Source organism: Niveispirillum sp. FG148 (genome assembly GCF_057809655.1).
Genome location: NZ_JBMDKJ010000007.1, coordinates 1 through 24,360, shown reverse-complemented (window position 1 = coordinate 24,360; position 24,360 = coordinate 1). Strand labels below are relative to the sequence as shown.

17 protein-coding genes and 1 pseudogene are annotated in these 24,360 nt (G+C 64.6%); 6 read left to right on the top strand and 12 right to left on the bottom strand.

The window, feature by feature from the left end:
• Positions 1-8: 8 nt before the first annotated feature.
• The 9 genes and pseudogenes from rseP to ACODTW_RS09715 form a co-directional block, all read right to left on the bottom strand.
• Positions 9-1,163, bottom strand: coding sequence for an RIP metalloprotease RseP (gene rseP, locus ACODTW_RS09755; RefSeq protein WP_488945786.1), 1,155 nt, complete (start codon positions 1,161-1,163; stop codon positions 9-11).
• A 25-nt stretch (positions 1,164-1,188) separates the two neighbouring features.
• Positions 1,189-2,385, bottom strand: coding sequence for a 1-deoxy-D-xylulose-5-phosphate reductoisomerase (locus tag ACODTW_RS09750; protein WP_488945785.1), 1,197 nt, complete (start codon positions 2,383-2,385; stop codon positions 1,189-1,191).
• Positions 2,367-3,272: a phosphatidate cytidylyltransferase gene (locus tag ACODTW_RS09745; protein ID WP_488945784.1), complete on the bottom strand. Its 906-nt coding sequence runs from the start codon at positions 3,270-3,272 to the stop codon at positions 2,367-2,369. The genes ACODTW_RS09750 and ACODTW_RS09745 overlap by 19 nt, the downstream gene beginning before the upstream one ends.
• A 4-nt stretch (positions 3,273-3,276) precedes the next feature.
• Positions 3,277-4,017: an isoprenyl transferase gene (locus tag ACODTW_RS09740; RefSeq protein WP_488945783.1), complete on the bottom strand. Its 741-nt coding sequence runs from the start codon at positions 4,015-4,017 to the stop codon at positions 3,277-3,279.
• A gap of 31 nt (positions 4,018-4,048) precedes the next feature.
• Positions 4,049-4,609 (bottom strand): ribosome recycling factor, encoded by a 561-nt coding sequence (frr, locus tag ACODTW_RS09735; RefSeq protein WP_488945782.1) that lies wholly within the window; start codon positions 4,607-4,609, stop codon positions 4,049-4,051.
• Between the two features lies 1 nt (position 4,610).
• Positions 4,611-5,382: pseudogene (gene pyrH, locus ACODTW_RS09730) on the bottom strand (UMP kinase).
• A gap of 71 nt (positions 5,383-5,453) precedes the next feature.
• Positions 5,454-6,377 (bottom strand): translation elongation factor Ts, encoded by a 924-nt coding sequence (gene tsf / locus ACODTW_RS09725; protein WP_488945781.1) that lies wholly within the window; start codon positions 6,375-6,377, stop codon positions 5,454-5,456.
• Positions 6,378-6,522: 145 nt separating this feature from the next.
• The gene (rpsB, locus tag ACODTW_RS09720; RefSeq protein WP_488945780.1) at positions 6,523-7,296 is read right to left on the bottom strand and encodes a 30S ribosomal protein S2; all 774 of its coding nucleotides are present in this window, start codon (positions 7,294-7,296) and stop codon (positions 6,523-6,525) included.
• A 247-nt stretch (positions 7,297-7,543) separates the two neighbouring features.
• Positions 7,544-8,521, bottom strand: coding sequence for a tetratricopeptide repeat protein (locus tag ACODTW_RS09715; protein WP_488945779.1), 978 nt, complete (start codon positions 8,519-8,521; stop codon positions 7,544-7,546).
• A 185-nt stretch (positions 8,522-8,706) separates the two neighbouring features.
• Between ACODTW_RS09715 and ACODTW_RS09710 the strand changes: the two genes are divergently transcribed.
• Positions 8,707-9,276 carry a hypothetical protein gene (locus tag ACODTW_RS09710; protein WP_488945778.1) on the top strand — a complete coding sequence of 190 codons (570 nt, stop codon included), beginning with the start codon at positions 8,707-8,709 and terminating at the stop codon, positions 9,274-9,276.
• Between the two features lie 18 nt (positions 9,277-9,294).
• On the opposite strand, the gene dnaE is transcribed toward ACODTW_RS09710, so the two are convergent.
• A complete protein-coding gene (gene dnaE / locus ACODTW_RS09705) occupies positions 9,295-12,786 on the bottom strand; it encodes a DNA polymerase III subunit alpha (protein WP_488945777.1) in 3,492 nt (1,163 codons plus the stop codon).
• An 87-nt stretch (positions 12,787-12,873) separates the two neighbouring features.
• A complete protein-coding gene (locus tag ACODTW_RS09700; RefSeq protein ID WP_488945776.1) occupies positions 12,874-13,281 on the bottom strand; it encodes a hypothetical protein in 408 nt (135 codons plus the stop codon).
• Between the two features lie 116 nt (positions 13,282-13,397).
• Between ACODTW_RS09700 and ACODTW_RS09695 the strand changes: the two genes are divergently transcribed.
• Positions 13,398-14,234 (top strand): helix-turn-helix domain-containing protein, encoded by an 837-nt coding sequence (locus ACODTW_RS09695; RefSeq protein WP_488945775.1) that lies wholly within the window; start codon positions 13,398-13,400, stop codon positions 14,232-14,234.
• 107 nt (positions 14,235-14,341) lie between these two features.
• The gene (locus ACODTW_RS09690) at positions 14,342-14,776 is read left to right on the top strand and encodes a hypothetical protein (protein WP_488945774.1); all 435 of its coding nucleotides are present in this window, start codon (positions 14,342-14,344) and stop codon (positions 14,774-14,776) included.
• 26 nt (positions 14,777-14,802) lie between these two features.
• On the opposite strand, the gene ACODTW_RS09685 is transcribed toward ACODTW_RS09690, so the two are convergent.
• On the bottom strand, positions 14,803-15,414 hold the full coding sequence (locus tag ACODTW_RS09685; protein ID WP_488945773.1) for an RT0821/Lpp0805 family surface protein: 612 nt from the start codon (positions 15,412-15,414) through the stop codon (positions 14,803-14,805).
• A 250-nt stretch (positions 15,415-15,664) separates the two neighbouring features.
• Between ACODTW_RS09685 and ACODTW_RS09680 the strand changes: the two genes are divergently transcribed.
• The 3 genes from ACODTW_RS09680 to ACODTW_RS09670 all read left to right on the top strand — a co-directional run.
• Positions 15,665-18,973, top strand: a complete 3,309-nt coding sequence (locus ACODTW_RS09680) for a beta strand repeat-containing protein (RefSeq protein ID WP_488945772.1) — start codon at positions 15,665-15,667, stop codon at positions 18,971-18,973.
• A 152-nt stretch (positions 18,974-19,125) separates the two neighbouring features.
• Positions 19,126-21,687: a calcium-binding protein gene (locus ACODTW_RS09675; RefSeq protein ID WP_488945771.1), complete on the top strand. Its 2,562-nt coding sequence runs from the start codon at positions 19,126-19,128 to the stop codon at positions 21,685-21,687.
• Positions 21,688-21,834: 147 nt separating this feature from the next.
• Positions 21,835-24,360 (top strand): calcium-binding protein (locus ACODTW_RS09670; protein WP_488945770.1); only part of this gene is annotated, 2,526 nt, incomplete at its 3' end.

Genomic DNA, 24,360 nt, shown 5'->3' with positions numbered 1-24,360 from the left:
CAAAAAGGCTAAGACAGGACACCCTTGATGAAATCGACGACACGCAGTTGGACAAGGTCGTTCCACGTCGCGAAAATCATCAAGGTCAATACCAAAGCCAGACCGACCCGGAAACCATATTCCTGAGCCCGCTCGCCGAGAGGCCGTCCGCGGTCGGCCTCCACTGCGTAATACAGCAAATGCCCCCCGTCCAGCATCGGAATGGGGAACAGGTTGATCAGGCCCAGATTGATGGACAGAACGGCGATGAACCAGATCATGGTCACAAAGCCGGTCTGGGCCACCTGGCCCGACATCTGGGCAATACGCAACGGACCACCCAGTTCGGCGGTGCTGCGGATCCCCATCACCATCTGCGCTACGCCATCAAGCGTGCCTTCCGTCATCTGCACCGTCTGTTTGGCGGCCTCCCAAAGGGCCGTCAATGGCGTCTGGCGGCGATATTCGTCACTGACACGCATCACCCCCAGCCGGCCTATCGTATGGATATTGCCAAACCGGTCTTCCATCTTTTCCGGACGGGGCGTGACGGTCAGTTCCAGGCGCTGCATCTTGTCCGGATCGGCCGGATCGGCCCGTTCGACCACCATCGTGACCGTGCGGCCGGGATTCATGACGATGACGCCCAGCACATCCTCGAACCGCGGCGTATCCCGCCCATCCATGGAGACGATGCGGTCACCGGCCTGCATGCCGGCCTGGGCCGCCGCCCCGTCGGGCAGTACGTCCCGGATCACGGGCGGGGTGTAGGGCTGGCCATAGACCATGAACATGAAGGCCAGGGCCAGGATGGCGAACAGGAAGTTCGCCAAGGGTCCGGCCACGACGATGGCCATGCGCTGCCCCACCCGCTTATGGTGGAAGGACACGGCGCGCTGGGCCGGTGTCATCTTGTCCAGGCCGCTGCCGGGCGTGCTGGCGGCACCGGCATCGCCATACATCTTCACATAGCCGCCCAGCGGGATCAGGCTGAACTTCCAGCGTGTGCCGTGACGATCGGTGCGACCGAAAATCTCCGGCCCGAAGCCGATGGAAAACACCTCGACCCGCACGCCGTTGCGGCGCGCGACCAGGAAATGTCCCATCTCGTGCACAAAGACCAGAATGGTCAGCACGACGAGGAACATCACCCCGTAATTCCAGACGAAGCCGAAGACTTCCATTCAGTGCGCCTCCAGGGGCCCGGACTCAGTTGCGCCGACCTAATACGGCAATTTCGGCTTTCGCGTGGCGGCGTGCGGCCATATCCGCATCTTCCACCGCCGCCAGCGTATCCAGCGTCCCATGCGGCAGGGCCGACAGGCAGCTTTCGACCACGCGCGGAATATCCAGAAAGCCCAGCTTTCCGGCCAGGAATGCCGCCACCGCCACCTCGTTCGCGGCATTCAGGATTGTAGGGGCCGCCCCCCCGCTTTGCAAGGCGCGCCGGGCCAGCTCCAATGCTGGAAAACGCAGCGGATCGGGCGACTCGAAGGTCAGGCTGGCGGCCTTGACCAGATCCAGCCGCTCGCCCGGCGTGGGCAGCCGGTCCGGCCAGGCCAGCGCCACGGCAATGGGCGTGCGCATGTCGGGCGTGCCCAGTTGGGCCAGTACCGACCCGTCGACATATTCGACCAGGGAATGGATCACCGACTGCGGATGGACCAGCACGTCGATGCGATCCTCCGGCATGGCGAACAGATGATGGGCCTCGATCAGTTCCAGGCCCTTGTTCATCATGCTGGCGCTGTCGACGCTGATCTTGGCGCCCATGGACCAGTTGGGGTGGGCGCAGGCCTGGGCCGGCGTCACCCCGTCCATGGCTTGCCTTGTCCAGGTGCGGAACGGCCCGCCCGACGCGGTCAGGACCAGGCGGGAAATGCCCTCGCGCCGGGCCTCGTCGAAGACCTGGAAGATGGCGCTGTGCTCGCTGTCGACGGGCAGCAGGGTGGCGCCGTGGCGGCGCACCTCCGCCATCACCAGATCTCCGGCGCAGACCAGCACTTCCTTGTTGGCAAAGGCCACCGTGGCCCCGCGTCGGATGGCGGCCAGTGTGGGGGCCAGACCGGCGGCACCGACGATGGCGGCCATCACCCAGTCGGCTGCGGGCCGGCTGGCCGCTTCCACCACGGCCGCAGGGCCGGCCGCCAGTTCGATGCCGGTGTCGCCCAGGGCGTCCTTCAGGTCGGCATAGGCGCCTTCATCGGCCACCACGGCCAGGGCCGGACGCAGCAGGCGGGCCTGCTCGGCCAGCTTGGGCACATTGCGGCCGGCGACCAGGGCTTCCACCTGAAAGCGGTCGGGATATGCGGCCAGCAGTTCCACCGTGTTGCTACCCACCGACCCGGTGCTGCCCAGCACAGTGACGCGGCGCTTCGGACCAGGCATCACCAAAATCTCACCCATTCCCCGGCCACCAGTTCGAACAGCGCATAGAGCGGGGCCGCGAACAGCAGCCCGTCGATCCGGTCCAGAATACCACCATGGCCGGGGATCAGGTGGGAACTGTCCTTCACATCCACCCGGCGCTTCAGATGGCTTTCAAAAAGGTCACCCACCTGCCCGGCCACCGCGATCAGCGCGCCGATGAAGGCATAGGCCAGGATGGCGGTGGTGTGGACGACATGCGGCACGTCGGTGGCCGCCGGCGGCACCAGCCAGCCGGGCAGCCAGTCCCCGCTCTGCGCCGCGCCGAACAGCCCGCCCAGCGTCGCCGCCGACGCCATGCCGCCGATCAGGCCAGCCCAGGTCTTTTTCGGGCTGATACGCGGCGCCAGCTTTGGTCCGCCAATGGTCCGCCCGGCGGCATAGGCGCCGATATCGGTGGCCCAGATGGCCAGCATCAGGAACAGGAACAGCGCCAGCCCATAGGGCCCGCTATCCAGCCGCAGCCAATGCATGGACAGGAAAGGCAGCGCCACATAGGGCAGACCGAAAACGAACAGCCAGGGGCTAGGAAACCGCAGGGCCTTGGCCACGCCATAGAGCAAGCCCGGAAAGGCGAGTAGCGTGGCGGCCACATGTCTGCCGCCCGCGTCATTTTCATAGATAATGGCGTTCGCCAGAACCAGCAGTACGGAAACCAGCAGCGCTGAAACGGCCTTGGGCGTGTCCGGTACGGCCAGTCGCGCATATTCCCAGGCCGACAGCGCGGCCATCAGCACCATCAGCGCCTGGAACGGCACCCCGCCCCACCAGACGGCCAGCAGCACGGGCGGGGCCAGCGCGATGGCCGACAGGGCGCGCAGCTTCAGATCGGACGGGCGCTTTGGGGGCGTTTGCAGATCAGTCACGATATCAGCGGCTTCCGACCGTGGCACCGAAGCGCCGGTCGCGCCGGTGATATTCCTCGATGGCGGCTTCCAGGTCGCGGCGGGTGAAATCCGGCCACAGCGTGTCCAGGAACACCAGTTCCGCATAAGCCAGTTGCCAGAGCAGGAAATTGCTGATGCGCTTTTCCCCGCTGGTGCGGATCATCAGATCGGGATCGGGGATATCGCTGCCCGTGGTCAGTTCGCGGGCGAAACGGTCGGACGTGATGTCGGCGGGCGTCATCTCGCCCCGGGCCACCGCCTCGGCCAGCTTGCGCGCCGCGTCGACCAGTTCCTGGCGCCCGCCATAGGACAGGGCCAGCACCAGCGTCATGTCGGTATTGCCTTCCGTCAGGCTTTCCGAATTCTCGATCAGGGCCTGGATATCGGCAGACAGACGCGACCGGTCACCGATGACGCGCAGCCGGATGCCGTTCTTGTGCAGCTTGGCGATCTCCCCGCGCAGATAGAAGCGCAGGAGCTGCATCAGGGTCGATACCTCGTCTTCCGGACGGCTCCAGTTCTCGGTGGAGAAGCTGTAGAGCGTCAGGTAGCGCACGCCCAGTTCACGCGCACCTTCGATGGCGTGGCGGACGGCGTCCACGCCCTTCTTGTGCCCGGCGGTGCGGGGCAGACCCCGCGCCGTGGCCCAGCGCCCATTGCCATCCATGATGATGGCGATGTGCGCCGGGGGCGTAAGATAGGCGGATGCGGCAGAGCCGGGCATGCGGCAGGTCCTTCCCTGCGACCGGGTTCGATCAGACCTGCAGGATCTCTTTTTCCTTGGTGGCCAGCGCGTCATCGATCTTCTTGATGTGCGCGTCGGTCACGGCCTGCACCTTGTCGGACCAGGTCTTCTGCTCGTCCTCGGACAGCTCGCCGGCCTTCTGCAGCTTCTTGAGGGCGTCCATGGCATCGCGGCGGACATTGCGCACGGCAACGCGCGTCGCCTCGGAATATTTCGCGGCGACCTTGGACAATTCCTTGCGACGCTCGGAATTCAGCTCCGGAATCGGCACGCGGATGGTGGAACCTTCGGTCTGAGGGTTAAGGCCCAGGCCGCTGTCGCGGATGGCCTTTTCCACAGCCTTCACCGTGCTGCGATCGAACACCTGCACATTGATCAGGCGCGGCTCCGGCACGGAAATATTGGCCACCTGATTCAGCGGCACGGCCGTGCCATAGGCCTCCACCGTCACTGGCTCCAGCAGGTTGGCGGAAGCGCGACCGGTACGCAGGCCGGCGAATTCCTTGCGGAGCTGCTCAAGCGCGCCGGCCATGCGACGCTCGATATCCTTGATCAGATCGGGAGCGGCCACCTTATGCCTCTTCGGTTATGATGGTGAATTTACCCTGCCCGGCCATCACTTCGGCGAAACCGCCGTCCTTCTGGATGGAGAAGACAAGGATGGGAATCTTGTTCTCGCGGGCAAGCGAAATCGCCGAGGCGTCCATGACCTGCAGATCGCGCGACAGCACGTCCATATAGGTCAGGCGATCATAGCGGATCGCATCCTTCACCTTCTTCGGGTCGGCGCTGTAGACGCCGTCCACCTTGGTGGCCTTCAACATCGCATCGCAGCCCATTTCGGAGGCGCGGAGTGCGGCGGCCGTATCGGTGGTGAAGAAGGGATTGCCCGTGCCGGCGGCGAAAATCACCACCCGGCCCTTTTCCATGTGGCGCTCGGCGCGGCGGCGGATATAGGGCTCACACACACTGTCCATGGGGATGGCCGACTGCACGCGGGTCGGCACGCCGGCCTTTTCCAGGGCGTTCTGCACGGCCAGCGCGTTCATGACGGTGGCCAGCATGCCCATATAGTCCGCGGTGGCGCGTTCCATGCCCGACGCGGCCCCGGAAATGCCGCGGAAGATATTACCGCCGCCAATGACGGCGCAGACCTCGATACCCATGTCGATGACGGACTTGATTTCCCGTGCCATGCGGCTGACGACATTGGGATCGATCCCGTATTCCCGCTCCCCCATAAGGGCTTCGCCTGAGAGTTTCAGAAGAACGCGCTTGTATCGGGCTTCAGGCACGGGGTTGGTCCTTTCGGGTTGGAAATCCGGTCTTCAAACGGGTGTTCATATCGGGGCCGGCGAACCGGCCCCGACAGAATATCGCTCCGGCGCCGGCACCAGTCCGGCTCCGGAACCGCATCAGCCGGCCATCTTGGCCACTTCGGCGGCGAAGTCGGACTGTTCCTTCTCGATGCCTTCGCCCAGCTGGAAGCGGACGAAACCGGTCAGGGCCACCGGGGCGCCAATGGCCTTCGCGGCGTTTTCCACGACCTTGCGGATCTTGGTTTCGCCGTCGATGACGTAGAGCTGCTCCAGCAGGACCACTTCCTCATAATACTTGCGGACGCGGCCTTCGACCATCTTCTCGATGATGTTCTCGGGCTTGCCCGACGCGCGGGCCTGTTCGACCAGAACGGCGCGCTCACGCTCCAGGTTGGCCGTCGACACGTCGGCCACGTCCAGGGCTTCCGGACGGGCGGCGGCGACATGCATGGCGATCTGCTTGCCCAGATCGGCCAGGGCGGCCTTGTCACCGGTGGATTCCAGGGCGACCAGCACGCCGATCTTGCCCAGGCCCGGGACCAGGGCGGAGTGAACATAGGACGCGACCACGCCGTCGGTGACCGACAGCTTGGCGATGCGGCGCAGGTTCATGTTCTCGCCGATGGTGGCGACCAGGTGGGTCAGTTCGTCGGCAACATTGCGGCCCGTACCCGGATAATCGGTGGCCTTCAGCGACTCGATGTCGCCATTGCCTTCAACGGCCAGCTTGGTGACGGTGGCAACGGCACCCTGGAAGGCTTCGTTGCGGGCCACGAAGTCGGTCTCGGCATTCAGCTCGACGGCGGCGCCGGACAGGCCGCTGGTGGCAACGCCGACCAGACCTTCGGCGGCGACGCGGCCGGCCTTCTTGGCGGCAGCGGCAAGGCCCTTCTTGCGCAGCCAGTCGATGGCGGCTTCCAGGTCGCCGGCGGTCTCGGTCAGCGCCTTCTTGCAGTCCATCATGCCGGCGCCGGACTTCTCGCGCAGGTCCTTAACAAGGGCAGCGGTGATCTCGGCCATTTTCGCCTCTCTAATCGTCGGGGTGTGACGGGGTCAGGGTAGTTCGTGGGAAACGGGACCGGCCTTCGCGACGCCAACCCCGGACAGCACAACGGCCGGACCGGACCCGAACTGGGGGTCGCGGCCCGGCCGTCGCACCTTAAACTCAGGCCTCGGCCGCGACTTCTTCCGGCAGAACCTCTGCCGGCGCGACTTCCTGGCTGCCGATATCGATGCCGGCGGCCGACATCTCGGCCTGCAGACCGTCCAGCACGGCGCCGGCCAGCAGTTCGCAGTAGGTTTCGATGGCGCGCAGCGCGTCGTCGTTACCCGGCACCGGGAAGGTGATGCCGTCCGGATCGCTGTTGCTGTCCAGGATGGCGACGACCGGGATGCCCAGCTTGTTGGCTTCCTGGATGGCCAGGCTTTCCTTGTTGGTGTCGATGATCACCAGCAGGTCGGGCAGGCCGCCCATGTCACGGATACCGCCCAGCGCGCGCTCCAGCTTATCGCGGTCGCGCGTCATGTTCAGCAGTTCCTTCTTGGTGCGGCCGGAGCCTTCACCATGGGCCAGCGCCTCGTCCATTTCCTTCAGGCGGCGGATGGACTGGGAGATGGTCTTCCAGTTGGTCAGCATGCCGCCGAGCCAACGATGGTTGACATAGTACTGGCCGCAGCGCTTGGCGCTCTCGGCAACCTGCTCCTGGGCGGCGCGCTTGGTGCCGACGAACAGGACGCGGCCGCCACCGGCGACGACGTCACGCACGGCCTGCATGGCGCGATGCAGCAGCGGAACGGTCTGTTCCAGGTCGATGATGTGCACGCCGTTGCGGGCGCCAAAGATGTACGTGGACATCTTCGGGTTCCAGCGGCGGGTGTGGTGACCGAAATGGACACCAGCTTCCAGCAGCTGACGCATCGTGAAAATCGGCATAGCCATAGGAAAACTTCCTTTTCCGGTTCTTCCTCCGTGGGCGACGTCCGTTGGGCACCATGCCCGCCAGACACCGGATCGATGGAAGGCCTCGCCGGGAAACCGTTCCCCGGATAAAAGCCATCGCACCGCAAGCCCACGTGTGGGATTAACGACGGGCGGTGGAATACCGCAGCCACGCCGTCATTGCAACCCCGGCCAGCCGCGATTTGCGCCCGCCGGCCCCGCCATGAAAGCATGGCGGCTGTTTTCCTCACCCCGCGTTCTTCAACGCCTTCAGGGAAGCCTGCGCTTCCTTGTGTTTGGGGTCCAGCGCCAGGGCGCGGCGGAACGCCTTCTCCGCCAATCCCTTGTCCCCCATCTTCTCGAAGATCTGGCCCAGGCGCCAATGGGCACCCGGCCGGTAATTGACGCCGCTGATCCAGGCCGACCCGGACAGGAAGCGCAGCAGCGAGTCGCGCCCTTCCTCCAGATGCTGCCCGGCGACAGCGGCGCCGCGGCCCCGCTGATACAGGGTGAAGGGATCGGCCGGGTCCAAGCTGCTGGCGCGGTTGAAGGCGGCAAAGGCCCCCTCCATGTCACCCTTTATACCCAGGCGCAAGGCGACACCCGCCACATCCGATGCATCGGTCAGCTTGGGCAGCGCTTCGGTCAGGGTCGCCATGCCCTTGGCATCATCCTTGTTGGCAAAGGCCTGAGTCGCCCGCAGCAGCAGATACTGCCCCTCGTTCAGCGGCTGCATCTGGGCGATGGCCTCTTCCGCCTTCTTCTCGTCCCCACCGGCGATGGACGGGGCGACGAGATGGTATTGGGCCACGCAGTTCAGGGCCAGGCTGTTGTGCGGGTCGCGGGCCCGTTCGCCCTCGCACAGGGACAGCAGTTCTTCAGCCGCGGATTTCTTGCCGAACAGGGAGGCATCGTCGATCCGGCGCGTCGCCAGCACGATGCGCGCCTCCAGCACCTCGCGGTCGTCGGGCTGGGCGGCGGCCAGTCTGGCCCCCAGCGGCAGGCCTTTCTCGAAATCCCCGTAACGCTGGTAAATCTGCAAAAGCTGCATCGCCGCCTCCCGGTCCTCGGGATTGGCCGCCAGCCGGTCCTGCAGCGGCTTTGCCGCCACCTCCTCCCGGTCGTCGGGTTCGGCCAGGCTGGCATAGTCGGGCAGCATCTGGGCGGCGGCCGGCATCGCGGCGCCGATCAGCAGGAAGGCCAGGGCGGGAAGGATGCGGCGCATCGGTTTGTCCCAAAAAGTTTAATCTGCGTTAACGCTTTGACATGGGCTTGTGACGCTTTCGTGGCGGATGAGGTCAATACGTATCCAGCGACCGGACATGCCTTGGCATGGGCGCGGCGCTGGCTTATGGTCCCGGACCCCGCGCGGCCGGACCCGCCGCCTTTGCACCATAAGCTCTGTCCAGAATGACCGCTCCCGCCCGTCCGACCGAAGCGACACCCGACCTGCTGACGGGTTTCCTGCGCCTGAATTGTCGGGACGCGGAGCCGCCGCAACCGCTGTGGCTGGATGCGTCCGGTCTGCCGGAGGTGCCGCGCCGGCTGCTGGTCCATGACCATGGCATGACCGCAACATTGGAAGCTTTCTGGGGCGAACAGATGCGCCTGGCCGTCCTGCATACGGAGGAAGTGTCCAACCTGCTGCGTCGGCATGTGCTGTTGTCAGGCGCGAACAGCGGCCTGCCCGCGGAACTGGGCCTGATTGAAATCCGGCTCGACGCGTTGCCGGCCGGCGCGCTGTTCGCGGTGCGTCAGCGGCGCATCCCCTTCGGCGCCATCCTGTCGGCCTGCGGTGTCGGCTTCAAAAGCCGGCCGGCGGGTTTCCTGCGGCTGGTGGCCAACGACGAACTGGCGCGACTGCTGCGCGTCACGCCGGGTTCGGCCATCCATGGTCGCGCCACCACTCTGTATGCCCAGGCCGACGGCAAGGTCCTGGCCAATGCCGTCGAACTGCTGAGCGGGCATCAGCCGGGCTGACCCGGCGGCCAGCCCCCGTCAAAGCTCCTGCACCTCTACCACGCCGGGAATGGACTTGAACGCCCCGCGGCTGGCCGCATTGATCATAACCCCGCCGGGCAGGGCGATCTCCACCTCGCGCAGCGCGTCCAGTTCAACGGCCAGGGTCACCTTGCCCCGCCCCTGGGGCAGGCGGCCGATGGTGGTCTTGATGGCCGGCAATGCTGCGGCGTCTTCCAGCAGGATGCGCAGGCCCGCCGCACTCTTCGACACCTCGTCTTCCAGCGACTGCACGCCGTGGCAGGTCAGGCGCAGTTCCTCGCCATTACGCTGGGCATCGACCGACAGCAGCACGGCCCTGCCCGCCTCCAGCATCTCCCGGCTCTGGGCCAGGGTTTCGGCGAACAGCGTCACCTCATAGACGCCGGACGCATCCGTCAGGCTGACAAAGGCGAAGCGGTTGCCGCTTTTGGCCGTGCGTTCCTGCCGGGCAACGACGATGCCGGCCAGCTTGAAGCGCGTCGACTTGGCGTCGCGCAACTGCCGCGGCAGATCGGCGAACCGCACCACCCGCATGCGGGTCATGGCGGCGGCAAAACTGTCCAGCGGGTGGGCCGACAGGTAGAAGCCGATGGCTTCAAACTCGTGCCGAAGCCGTTCCAGCGGCTCCCAGTCGGGGACCTTGGGCAGGTCCGGGGCCTTCAACGCTTCCGTCGCGCCGAACAGGCTGGCCATGCCGCTGTCGCGCTGCTGCGCCTCCGACTGGGCGTAGCGCACCACCATTTCCAACCCTGCAAACAATTGCTGCCGGTTGCGGTTCAAGCTGTCGAAGGCACCGGCGCAGACCAGTTTTTCCAGCATGCGCTTGTTCAGCGCGCTGCTGTCCACGCGCCGCGCGAAATCGAAAATGTCCTTGAAGGGGCCGTTCGCGTCGCGCTCGCGCACCACGGCTTCCATGGCCTGCATGCCCACGCCCTTCACGGCGGCCAGGGCATAGCGCACGGCCCGGCTGCCATCGGGCAGCTTCTCCACCTTGAAGCGCGGGCCGGATGCGTTCACGTCCGGCGTCAGCAGCCGGATGCCCAGCCGCACCAGCTCCTGGCGGAACTGGTTCAGCTTGTCGGTATTGCCCATATCATAGGTCATGGTGGCGGCCATGAACTCGACCGGGTAATTGGCCTTCATGAAGGCCGTCTGGTAGGCGACCAGGGCATAGGCTGCCGCGTGCGACTTGTTGAAGCCATAGCCGGCGAACTTGTTCACCTGGTCGAAGATCAGGCCGGACTGCTCCTCCTCCACCCCGCGCTTTTCCTTGGCGCCGGCGATGAATTTGGCCCGTTCCTTCTCCATCTCCTCCTTGATCTTCTTGCCCATGGCGCGGCGCAGCAGGTCGGCGCCGCCAAGGCTGTAGCCGGCCAGGACCTGGGCGATCTGCATCACCTGTTCCTGATAGACCATGATGCCGAAGGTCTCTTTCAGGATCGGTTCCAGGGCCGGGTGCATGTAATCGGGCGCCTCCTGCCCGAACTTCACCTTGATGTATTTGGGGATATTGTCCATGGGGCCGGGACGGTACAGTGACACCAGGGCGATGATGTCCTCGATCCGGTTCGGCTTCATGCGGCGCAGCACGTCGCGCATGCCCGAACTTTCCAGCTGGAAGATGCCGGCACTCTCGGCCCGGCCCAGGATGTCGTAGGACTTCTTGTCCTCCATATCCAGGTCCAGCAGGTCCAGTTCGGGCCCCAGGTCGCGCACATGATCGACCGCCGTTTTCAGCACGGTCAGCGTCTTCAGGCCCAGGAAGTCGAACTTCACCAGCCCGGCCAGTTCGACATATTTCATGTTGAACTGGGTGACCGGCATGTCGGAACGCGGATCGCGGTACATGGGCACCAGCTGATCCAGCGGCCGGTCACCGATCACCACGCCGGCGGCGTGGGTCGACGCATGGCGGTACAGCCCCTCCAGCCGCAGCGCGATCGTGATCAGCCTATCCACCGTCTCATCGCTGCGCTTCATCTCCTGTAATTGCGGCTCGCCGTCCAGCGCCTGTTGCAGGGTGACGGGGTTGGCCGGATTATTGGGGATCAGCTTGCAGATACGGTCCACCTGACCATAGGGCATCTGCAATGTGCGCCCCACGTCGCGGACCACGGCGCGGGCCTGCAGCTTACCGAAGGTGATGATCTGCCCGACCTTGTCGGTACCGTATTTCTGCTGAACATATTTGATCACCTCTTCACGGCGATCCTGGCAGAAGTCGATATCGAAGTCGGGCATCGATACGCGTTCCGGGTTCAGGAAGCGTTCGAACAGCAGACCATAGCGGATGGGGTCCAGGTCGGTGATCAGCAAGGACCAGGCGACCAGCGAGCCGGCGCCCGACCCGCGGCCCGGTCCCACGGGGATGCCATTGTCCTTCGCCCATTTGATGAAGTCCGACACGATCAGGAAATATCCTGGGAACTTCATCTTGATGATGGTTTCCAGCTCGAATTCCAGCCGGTCCCGATATTCCTTCTCGACCTTCTCCTTTTCGTCCCTACCCATGCCGCTGGTGAAGACATATCGGGTCAGGCGATAGGTCAGGCCGTCATGGGCCTGCACCCGCAACTCATCCGCTTCCAGCCGCCCGCCTTCACAGGCAAAGGGCGGCAGGATCGGATTGACCTTGCGCGGCATATAGGCACAGCGTCTGGCGATGACGACACTGTTGTCCACCGCCTCCGGGATGTCGGCGAACAGTTCGCGCATCTCGGCCGGTGATTTGAAATAATGGTGAGGGGAGACGCGGCGCCGCTCCTCCTGCATGACATAGGCGCCTTCCGCGATGCACAGCAGCACATCGTGCGCCTCGTACATGTCGGCGGTGGCGTAATAGGCGTCGTTGGTGGCGACCAGCGGGATGTCATGCTCATAGGCCAGATCGATCAGGTCGGGTTCGACCTTCGCCTCCGCCTGGGCCAGCGGCCCTTCCACATGGCGCATCAGCTCAATGTAAAGCCGGCCGGGGAACAGGTCCTTCAGCTTTTCCAGCAGGTCCAGCGCGTGCGGCTTCTGCCCGTCCAGCAGCAACCGGTTCAGTCCGCCGCCGACCCCGCCCGTCAGGCAGATCAACCCGTCGGTCAGCCCCTCCAACATCTCCAGCGAGACCTGGGGCAGCAGGCCGGTCTCCGTCTCCATATAGGCGCGGGAGACCAGCCGCATCAGGTTGCGATAGCCCTGCTCGCTCTGTACCAGCAGGACAAGCTGGTCCGCCCCCGGCCCCATCACGCGGCCCGCAATCTTCTTCAAGGGGCCGAAGGGCGTCACCCACATCTGGCAGCCGATGATGGGCTGGATGCCATCATCGGACGCGGCCATGGCGAATTCCAGACAGCCGAACAGGTTGCCCGTATCGGTGACGCCCACGGCCGGATAGCCGTGCTTCTTGCACAGCTTCACCAGTTCCTTGGTCTTGATGGCGCCTTCGGCCAGCGAATAGGCGGAATGGACACGCAGATGGATGAAACCGGGATCGGCGGGCATGGGGCAACGTTCAGGCTGCGGAACGGGGGCCGGTCGTGCCGGCCCCCCAACCCTACCCCAAAGCCGTCACCGGAAGCGACTCTCCCATCACGTCCCCAGGGCGCGGCGCATCCACAGGCCGAAGCCGATATCGCTGGCCGCGATCAGCAGCAACGCCCCCTCCCCCGCCAGCGACAAATGCCCCCAGCCAATGGCCAGCAGCGCCAGGGTGGAAACGCCGGCGGCAAAGGCCAGCAGCGGGGCAATGCCGGCCGCCGGCGTGCGCGCCAGGATCATCAGGATGGCCGCCAGCACCAGGCAGCTTCCGCCCAGCCCGCGCAGCAGCCAGTCGATCTGCACCAGACCGGCCAGCGCCGGGTCGGCAAAGGCCAGCGGGGCAATCCAGGCCGGCAGCAACAGCAGGTCCAGGCCCAGCAGCCCCACGACACCGGCATAGATCTGCACGGGGCGGCGGGACCGGCCGCCCACCAGGGCCCGATTGTCGATTGTGGTCATCACATCCTCCTTGCTTGGGTTCGTGACGGACAGGCTGAACCGGCGGCGATGGTCCCGCAATTACCAGTCAGGTAATAGACGGGCGCGCGTCCCCATGCGACCGTTGCCCGATGACAATGCCGACGACCACCCCCACCCCGCGTCCTGCCCGCCGCCCGCCGTCCAACGGCTTCGGCACCCTGCTGCGCCGCTGGCGGCAGGCCCGCGGAGCCAGCCAGCTGGATCTGGCGCTCACCTGCGCCACCAGCCAGCGCCATCTCAGCTTTCTGGAGTCTGGCCGGGCCCGGCCATCGCGGGGCATGGTGCTGCAACTGGCCGACGCCTTGTCGGTGCCGCTGCGCCATCAGAATGCCCTGCTGCTGGCCGCCGGCTTCGCCCCCGCCTGGGATGAGGGCGGACTGGATGGACCTGCCATGGAACCGGTGCGCGCGGCCATCGCCCATATGCTGGACCGACAGGCGCCCTACCCCGCCATTCTGGTCGACCGGCGCTACACCCTGTTGCAGGCCAATGAAGGCGCGGGGCGGTTGATGGATTTCCTGCTGGGTCCGGCCCCGGCGGATGCGCCCGCCCCCAACCTGCTGCGCCTGATCCTGGACCCGGCCCTGCGGCCGCTGCTGGAGAATTTTCAGGACGTGGCGGCCTGGATGATCCGCCGCATCCGGGCGGAGGCGCTGCTGGCCGACCCGCTGGATACCGACCGGGAATTGCTGACGCTGCTGGACGATCCGGCCGTGACGGGCTTGCGGCCCGGCGATCTGGAATCCCGGCCGCCCGCCCCCGCCCTGTCTCTGCGCTTCCGGAAGGACGGGGTGCGGCTGTCGCTGTTCTCCGTCATCGCCATGCTGGGCACCCCGCTGGACGCCGGTTTGCAGGATGTGCGCGTGGAACTGTTCTATCCCGCCGATGACGCCACCGCCGATTGGTTCCGGCGGGCATCACTGCCACGTTGAACCACCTAAGCGCGAGAAAATCATATAAATTTTTCATCGAATGCCCATATACTCATTCTCCGATCCGTTCGGCCACGGATCAAGAAGGGGGCGGGAACATGCGGTGGATGGGGATTTTGCTGCTGGGGACCTGGATGCTGGGGCCGGCGGCCCAGGCGGAAGAGGTGACGCAAGTGGTCCCGACCTTGCCCGCCTGGCGCAAGGTGCCACTGGACAGGGTACCAACCTCTCAGGAGGCGGTGGCCCTGCGCATCGGCATCGCTGCCGACAGCTTCTATCAGGGCCGCCACATCATCGTTGATGTCCCGACGGGCCCGGCCTTCGTGGCCCAGATCATGCGCGATCCCGAACAGCCGGCCGATGACGGCACCTTGTGGTTCGATGCCGCGGTGCCCTTCCATGCATTCAACAGCACCCATCCCGACCTGAAGTTGCGCTTCCTGCTGGATGAAGGCTGCAAGCCCGGCCAGGCCGTGCCGGAAGGGCGGATGCCCCTGCGGGTCACCGCCGTGCAGGCGCGGCTGGCCGCATTGGCGGACTGACCGCGGATACCCGAAGGCGGTGCGGCTTATTCCACCACCTTCCACGCCCCGTCAGGCTGGCGGCAGGCCGTGCCATAGGCCTGTTCCTGCTTGCCGCCAATGGTCACGGTCTGCTGGAATTCCCGGCAATAGCCGCCGTCGGCCGTGTGGCCTTCGCGCAGGGCCGTCACCGACCCGCTGGTCGACCCGTCCGACCAGATGATCGGTTGGCCGATCGGGGCGCCGGTGGCGCGGATCTGTGCATCCTCATGCGCGCGCTGCTGCGCCTCGTTCAACGAATTCAGTGCCATCAGCGTGATGGCCGTGAAGCCCAGGAAGAACAGTGCATCCTCGTCCCGGACATAATGGCCATAGCCATAGTACCAGTGCCCAAATGGCCGGACGACGATGACATCGTGATAGACGCGGCGGCGTCCCGGCGGCACGTCCCAGTGGCGGACGGGGTAACCGCCATGGTCGTACCAGCCGGGCGGCGGCACATAGGAGGGACGGTCGGGCGATCCACGGCGGTCATGATCGTGCTGTCCGCGGCCATGGCCATGGCCGTCGCGGTCATTGTCGGCAAAGGCCGGCGGTATGGCCAACGCCACGGCCAGCGTGGCACCGATGACAAGCGTGCCCAGATTCCGAAACCGCATGATGTCCTCTTCACGATCCCATCGCATCCATTGGGGATGCCCCGTCCGCACAATCTGGGGGACCGCAGCGGCGAATTTATGGCGCCACGCGGATCCCCACCCTGACCTTGCACGGACCAGAGGGCGGCAAACCGGCGCGGGGGCTCCCAAATCGATAGTTTTCAACTCTCTTGCTGTACTCGACATTGTCTTTCTCTTTCCATAGGGTTTCCAATGGGGATGCGGTCAGCCAAAGGGAGTCGGGTCGAAAATGACGACGGGATTGACGATGACGGGCACCAATGGTGACGACCTGATCCAGGGCGGCACGGCCGATGACACGATATCGGGCCTGTCCGGCAACGACCTTCTCAGCGGTGGTGCTGGAAATGACAGCCTTTCCGGTGGTCTGGGTTTCGACACCGTCCTGGGCGGGGCCGGCGATGACCGGATTGACCTGTCGGACGGACAGTTCGGCGACACCGATATCGGCCGTGGCGGCGACGGCAACGACACCATCACCAGCAGCCAGGGCGACGAATCGATCGAAGGCGGCGACGGCAATGATGTGCTGTCCGCCGTTGCCGGAACCGTCACGGGCGGGGCCGGCGATGACATGATCACGCTGTCCAACGGGTTCACCAGCGGCGGTGCAGGGGCCGACCGGTTCGTGCTGGGCCTGCCCGGTGACCAGCTTCAGGGACAGAACTGGACCGTCACCATCAACGATTTCGCCGCAGGCATTGGTGGCGACCAGTTGGACCTGTCGAACCTGCTGTCTGGGGTGATCGGCGACCGTTCCGGGTCCCCCTATGGCCGCTATATCTGGCTGGAACGTACCGAGTCCAGCACGCTGATCATCTATGACCGCGATGCGTCGGGCAACCAGTACAGCGCCCAGACCGTCGCGGTCCTGCAGAACCTGCTGCCAGAGGCGCTGAAGACCAGCAGCTTTGTCGGCGGCATCATCCCCCCCGTCGGGCGGGTCAGCACCGATGCCACGGTGATTGGCAGCGATGGCAATGACACCCTGGCCGGGGGCTGGGGCTTTGACACGATCAAGGGTGGCGGCGGCGATGATTATATCTCCGACGCCAGCAACAATTACGGCAACATCCTGTGGGGAGAGGCCGGCAACGATACCCTGATCGGCGGCAGCAGCCCCGACACGCTGGATGGCGGCAGCGGTGACGACCTGATCCGCCCGGGCGGCGGTTCAGACCAGGTGCAGGGCGGCGACGGCAACGACCAGATCGACCTGACCTATAATGCCAGCTATTCCGCCGCCACCGTCGATGGCGGGGCCGGCAATGACACGATCATCGGCGGGTCCAATGGCGATCAGATTCAGGGCGGCACTGGCGACGATCTGCTGACGGCCGTGCAGGCCACGATGGCGGGCGGCGACGGGGATGATACGCTGTCGCTGGCGTCGGGCCAGGCCACCGGCGGGGCCGGCAGCGACCGTTTCAAGCCGACGCCGATCCCAGCCGGCAATTATTACATTTCCGGCATGGTCACGATCACGGACTTCGCGGCGGGGGCCGGGGGCGACCTGCTGGACCTGTCCGGCCTGCTGTCCAGTCTGGTGGGCTATCGCCCCGGCGATACCACCGGCCGTTACATCTGGCTGGAATATAATGGCGACGGCACCATGGTCAAAATTGACGAGGATGCGGCCGCCGGCACCTATACCGGCCGCACCGTCGCCTTCCTGACCGGCGTGAAGCCCGCGGATCTGACGGCCAATTTCACGGGCGGTATCGTTCCGACAATAACCCGCGACGCCAGCAACCGCAGTCAGACCGGCACCGCGGCCAACGACACGCTGGTCGGCGGCTGGGGCAATGACACGATCACGGGCGCCGACGGCAACGACACGATCAGCGACACGGTCGGCACCAACCAGTTGTCGGGCGGGGCCGGCAACGACACGATCATCGGCCTGGGCCTGCGCGACACTATCGATGGTGGTGACGGCAATGATGTCCTGTCGGGCGGCAGCCAGGCCAGTGTCGATGGCGGGACCGGCAATGATGTGCTGGAAGCCATGGTCGGTGGCGGCCGGTTCAATGGCGGGGCCGGCAACGACACGATCTATGGCCATTTCGGTGCTGAATATCTGGATGGCGGCGATGGCAACGACCTGCTGCAATCGGTCCGCAACCTCAACTACTACGACATTGATACGGCGGTCGACACGCTGCATGGCGGGGCCGGCAACGACACCATCATCGGCGCGGGCATGAACGACCTGCTATATGGCGATGACGGTGACGACACGCTGACCGCAGGCACCGGCACCATGACGCTGGAGGGCGGGGCCGGCAACGACCGGCTGGAGGCGATGACAGGCACCCTGACCGGCGGCACCGGAGCCGACCGGTTCGCCCCCAACGGGCTGACCTATGCCTGGTACAGCTACACTGTCGCCGCGGTCACCATCACCGATTTCAATGCCGCGCAGGGCGATACGATCGATCTGAGCAAGACCCTGCCCTATCTCTACAATTTCGCGGGCGGGACCATGCCTCTGGCCCGCTATTTCCAGATTGTCCAGGATGGGGCCGACACGCTGCTGAAGGTCGATATCGACCCGTTCAACGAAGGGGCGTTCAGTGTCACCGACACGGGTTACCTGACCCTGGCCCGGTTGCAGAACGTCACCGCCGGCAGCCTGACCGCCGCCAGCTTCATCGGTGGGCTGGACCCTGCCCAGGTGGCGCAATTCATGCCGCACACCCTCACCGGCTCCGCCGCCGCCGACATCCTGGTCAGCAGCCACGGCAATGACGTGATCGATGGCGGCAGCGGTATCGACGCGATCTATTACGACGCGCCCGGCAGTGCGGTCGACAACCGCTTCACCGTGATGCAGCGTCCGAACATTCCGGGCGGGGCCATCACAATCCTCGATCGTCTGGCCAGCGGCTTCGGCGCCGACAGCGCCACGGGCGTCGAACTGCTGATCGTCGGCGACCGCATATCGCTGGTCTACGCGCCGTCGCTGCAGCGCATCGTCCCGGGCACCTACGACCACGCGCTGTTCGGCGAGGCGGAATACCTCGCCTATTACCCGGACGTCGCCGCCGCTGTGGCCAAGGGTCAATTTGCCAGCGGCGAGGCCCATTATCTGGCAATGGGCCGCAATGAAGGACGCATCGCCCCCATTGACGTGACAAAAAGCCCGCAGGGCCTGTTCGACAGCCGCTACTACCTGATGGAAAATCCGGATGTCGCAGCCATGATCGGTCCCGACAATATCCCAGATGCGTGGACCCACTTCCTGCTTTATGGCGAAAAGGAAGGGCGCGACCCCAACATCCTGTTCGACACGGACTGGTACCTTGGCCACAATCCCGACGTCGCGGCCGCCGTGGCCACGGGTGGAATCGATGCCCTGAGCCATTACGCCCTGTATGGCTGGAAGGAAGGGCGCGACCCGTCGCGCTTCTTCGATACCTCCGTCTATCTGGCCGAAAATCCCGATGTCGCAGCGGCCGGCATCAACCCGCTGCTGCATTTCCTGGCCTATGGCTACACGGAAGGTCGCGTGCTGCATTACAGCGGTCTGATCTGATCGGGCTTATCTATTCGGGAGGCGACACTGCGCCGCCCCTCCCCTGCAGGATCACCAGGCTATAACCAATGGCCGTCTATTATTTCCCAATAGGGAGTAATAGAGTTGCTTATCATTTCCTCAAAATTGCCGACAAGGCCCTGGAGAGAAAGATGGCGACAGGACAGACCCTGGTGGGTGGCACCGGGAACGATACGCTCACGGGTGGCCCTAATGATGACGTCATCAGCGGCCTTGGCGGCGATGACAGCCTGATCGGCGGCGATGGCAATGACAGCATTGCCGGTGGCGACGGCAATGATCGTATCTTCCCCGGCCTGGGGATGGACACGGTCGATGGCGGTAACGGCAATGACTGGATCGATCTGGATGCCAGCGGCGGCAGCACCAGTCAGTCCGTGCATGGCGGATCGGGCGACGACACGATCTTCAGCAGCAATGTGAATAGCCTTCTGATCTTCGGCGATGACGGCAACGATACGCTGACCTTGTTCCGGGGCAGCATTGAGGGCGGCGCGGGCAATGACACGCTGAATATCTCCGACGGAACGGTTGTCGGCGGTGCTGGCCAGGATCGCATCGTCATCAGCGGTCTTTATAATTTCACGCCCGGCGTGATTGAGAACCCTTGGGCCGTGACCATCAGCGACTTTGCCGGCGGCAGCGGCGGCGACATGATCGATCTGTCCAATGTGCTGACCCAGTTGGTCGGTTATACCGGCGGGAACCCCTTCGGCCGCCATTTCTGGCTGGAACAGTCCGGCGGCAACACTCTGCTGCGCGTCGACCGTGACATGGCCGGGATGGATTATGCCACGGAAACGGTGGCGACCTTCCAGGGCGTCTTCATCAATGACCTGACCGCCGCCAATTTCGTTGACGGGTTCACCCCGACCTCGGCCAAAAGCACGGCGGACGCTACGGTAACCGGCACGGCGGCCGACGATACGCTGGCGGGCGGCTGGGGAAATGACACGATCAGCGGCGGCGGCGGGAATGACCGCATCACCGATTTGTCCGGCACCAATTCCCTGTCGGGGGGTGCTGGCGACGACTACCTGTTCACCAGCAACGGCGTCCTGGACGGGGGTGACGGCAACGACACGCTGCGCACCCAAGGCGGTGCCAACACGATGAATGGCGGGGCCGGCAATGACAGCATCCTGGGCGGCAACGGCAATGACAGCCTGACCGGCGGCGATGGCGACGACACGCTGGACGGTTTCGCCGGCACCGACCAGTTGGATGGCGGGGCCGGCAATGACCAACTGACGGTATCGACCGGGCAGGCCACGCTGCATGGCGGCCTGGGCAACGACATCCTGACCGGCAATATCGCCTTCAATTCCACGACCGCCACCGCAGTGCTTTATGGCGACGACGGCGACGACATCCTGCGCGGCCACGGGGCCACACTCGACGGCGGCGCCGGGAATGATCGTTTTGAGGTCATCTCGGGTGTCGTGACGGGCGGCAGTGGGGCCGATACTTTCAGCCTTTCAGGTGTTCAGACCGTCTCCGTCCGCGGAAGCCAGTATAACCTTGTCCACACGACCACCACCACCGATTTCAACGCTGCGCAGGGTGACAAGATCGACCTGCAGCCCTCGCTCATCAACATGCTGGCCTATCAAGGGGGCAATCCCTTTGGCACCACGATGTGGCTGGCGCAGGATGGCAATGACACCTTGCTGATGGTCGATCCCGACGCGGGCCTGTCGAACCTTTATAACGATGCCGCCCCGACAGCCCTGGTCCGACTTCAGAATGTGCAGGCTGGCAGCCTGACGGCCAGCGCCTTCGTGCAGGGTTTCGCCCCGTCGCTGTCCAACCCCTATGAACCACAGAGCCTGACCGGTGGTGCCGGCAACGACTATCTGGCGGGCAGGCTGGCGGCCGACACCTTGTCCGGTGGCGAGGGCAGCGATCTGCTTTATGGCAATGCCGGCAACGACGTCCTGAATGGCGGCAATGGCATTGACGCGGTCCGTTATCTCACCGCCCTTGGCAATGGCGTGTCGATCCAGCCGGCGGGCAGCACCGGCCTTTCCCCCGGCATCACGGGCGCGGAAGGCACCGATACCCTGTCCAATGTCGAAATCGGCATCTTCAACAACAAGATCGTGCCCTTGCTGGCGCCCACGAAATGGACGCCGAACCAGCCCTATGATCACACGCTGTTCGATGAAAGCGCCTATCTGGCCATGTATCCGGATGTGGCCCAGGCGGTCGCGCGGGACCAGTTCAGCAGTGGCGAATCCCATTACCTGATATATGGCAAGAACGAAGGCCGCATGGCACCGGCGAAGGCGGGGCCGGTCAACGTGCTGTTCGACAACGACTTCTATCTGCGGTCCAACCCGGACGTCGCCAATGCCATCCAGCAGGGCGTCATCACCAGCGCCTGGACCCATTTCATGCAGTTCGGTGAAAAGGAAGGGCGCGATCCCAACACCCTGTTCGATACCGACTGGTATCTGGCCAGCAATCCCGACGTGGCGGCGGCCGTGGCCACGGGTGGCATCGACGCCCTGAGCCATTACGCGCTGTATGGCTGGAAGGAAGGGCGCGATCCGTCGCGCTTCTTCGACACCAGCGCCTATCTGGCCGAAAATCCGGACGTGGCAGCGGCAGGTATCAACCCCCTGCTGCATTTCCTATCCCACGGCTACACGGAAGGTCGCGTGCTGCATTACACGGGCGATCTGATCTGATCGGACTATTCATGAGGGGCGGTTGCCTGCCGCCCCTCTCCCTCCACGTCGGCGGACTATGACCAATGGGTAACTTCTGTTCCTGATAGGAGGCATTAGAGTTGCTTAATATTTCCTGAAAATTGTCGGCATGGCCTGGAGAATATGATGGCAGCTGGACAGACCCTGGTGGGTGGCACCGGGAACGATACGCTGACGGGCGGCCCCAATGACGACACCATCAGCGGTCTCGGCGGCAATGACAGCCTGATCGGCGGCGACGGCAATGACAGCCTGTCGGGCGGCGGTGGTCGGGACACTCTGGAAGGCGGCAATGGCGACGACACCCTGAATGGCGGCGACGGTACCGACACGTTGCGCGGGGGTGCCGGCAATGATGCGTTCATCGCCAATACCAATAACACTGCCTATATCTATGGCGGTGCCGGCAACGACACGATCAGCGGTGCCAATGCAGGTGCCTGGGTCAGTGCGGAGGATGGCGACGATGTCGTGACGCTGGCCGCGGGCACGGTCGATGGCGGAGCTGGCAACGACATCATGACCCTGTCCTTTGGCAGCGTCACGGGCGGCGACGGACAGGACCTGTTCATCGTCGGTCCCAAAGACCGGCCGGTTGGCGTGGACCAGCAATGGATTATCACCATCACCGATTTCAAATCGGGCACGGGCGGCGATGTGCTGGGCCTGTCCGGCATCCTGACCAGTCTGGTGGACTATGGCGGGGGCGATCCGTTCGGCCGCTATGTCTGGCTGGAACAGCAGGCGGGTGGAACCACCAATCTGATGTTGGACCGCGACGGGGCGGGCACGCGCTATGCGGCGAGCGCCCTGGTGGTGCTGTCGTCCGTGTTCGTCAATGATCTGGTGGCCGCCAATTTCGCCAATGGCTATATCCCGACCCGGACAAAGATCACCACCGACAGCAGCCAGACCGGGACGGCCGCCGCGGAAACCCTGGTCGGGGGTTGGGGCAATGACACGGTCAGCGGCGGGGCCGGCAATGACAGCATCTCCGACGGGGCGGGCAACAACCTGCTGTCGGGCGATGATGGCGATGACACGATCGAAGCCAGTGGTGGCAACGATACGCTGAATGGCGGGGCCGGCCTCGACAATCTGTCCGGCCGCGGCGGCGATGACCGTCTGGATGGCGGGACCGGCGACGACACGCTGGCGGGCAGCTATGGCAATGACACGATCCTGGGCGGCGACGGCAATGACAAGATTCTGGGCGGCGACGGCAATAACACGATGCTGGGCGGCGACGGCAATGACAGTATCCAGGGTGGTTCGGGCAATGACACCATTGATGGCGGCGACGGCGACGATAGCATCGGCTATACCAACGGTACCTATTTCGCCGAATTCGGCGCGGACACGATCCATGGCGGCAATGGCAATGATGTGATCAATGTCGCTGGCGGGGCTGGCATGCAGTTGTTCGGCGATGCCGGTAATGACAGCCTGCGGGCCAATGGTGTCGCCTCCCTCAATGGCGGGGCTGGCGACGACCGGCTGCAAAGCCTCGGCGGCGAGATGACGGGTGGTGCCGGTGCCGACAAATTCGTCTTGGACGGCGTGAAGATGGCGTTTCGCGGCTACTCGATCGCCACCAGCACGATCACCGACCTTAATCTGGCGGAAGGTGACAAGATCGATCTGTCGCCGGTGCTGGCCAACCTGCGCGGTTTTGAAGGCGGCAATCCCTTCGGCAAATATCTGTGGCTGGAGCAGGATGGCGCCGACACGATGCTGATGGTCGATCCCGATCTCACATCCAACTGGTACGACACTGCAGCCGGGGCCTTGCTGCGACTGAAGAATGTCACGGCCTCCAGCCTGACCTCCAGCGCCTTCGTCCAGGACTATGACCTGTCAATCCTGTCGCAATATCAACCGCAGACCATCACCGGCAGCGTCGGCAACGACAATCTGACGGGCGGCCTTGGCAATGACAGCCTGTCGGGCGGCGGCGGGTCCGACCTGCTGACCGGCCGGGACGGCAACGACATTCTGCGCGGCGGCGACGGAATCGACGCCGCCCGCTTCAGCGTTGCCTATGGCTGGCTCGGCAATGTCAGCGTGATACAGCGGACGGAGACGGACGGCAGCCAGCCCTTCCTCGTCTCCGACTACCGGGTGACGGGCCAGGGGCAGGACAAGCTGTATGGCGTTGAAATCGGCATCTTCGACAACAAGATCGTCCCGCTGATCGCCCCCAGCAGATGGTCGCTGAACCAGCCCTATGACCATACGCAGTTCGACGAAAAAGCCTATCTGGCCCTTTATCCCGACGTGGCGCGGGCCGTGGCCGCCGATCAGATCATCAGCGGCGAAGCTCACTATCTGGCTTTTGGCAAGAATGAAGGACGGCTATCCCCGGCCACCATGACCGGATCTCTGGCGCTATTCGACAGCAATTTCTATCTGCTGGCCAACCCGGATGTTGCCGCCGCAGTGCGCAATGGCACCATCACCAGTGCCTGGACCCATTTCATGCAGCTCGGGGAAAAGCAAGGGCTCGATCCCAACATCCTGTTCGATACCGACTGGTATCTGGCCAGCAATCCCGACGTGGCGGCGGCCGTGGCCACGGGCAGCATCGACGCCCTGACCCATTACGCGCTGTATGGCTGGAAGGAAGGGCGCGATCCGTCGCGCTTCTTCGAC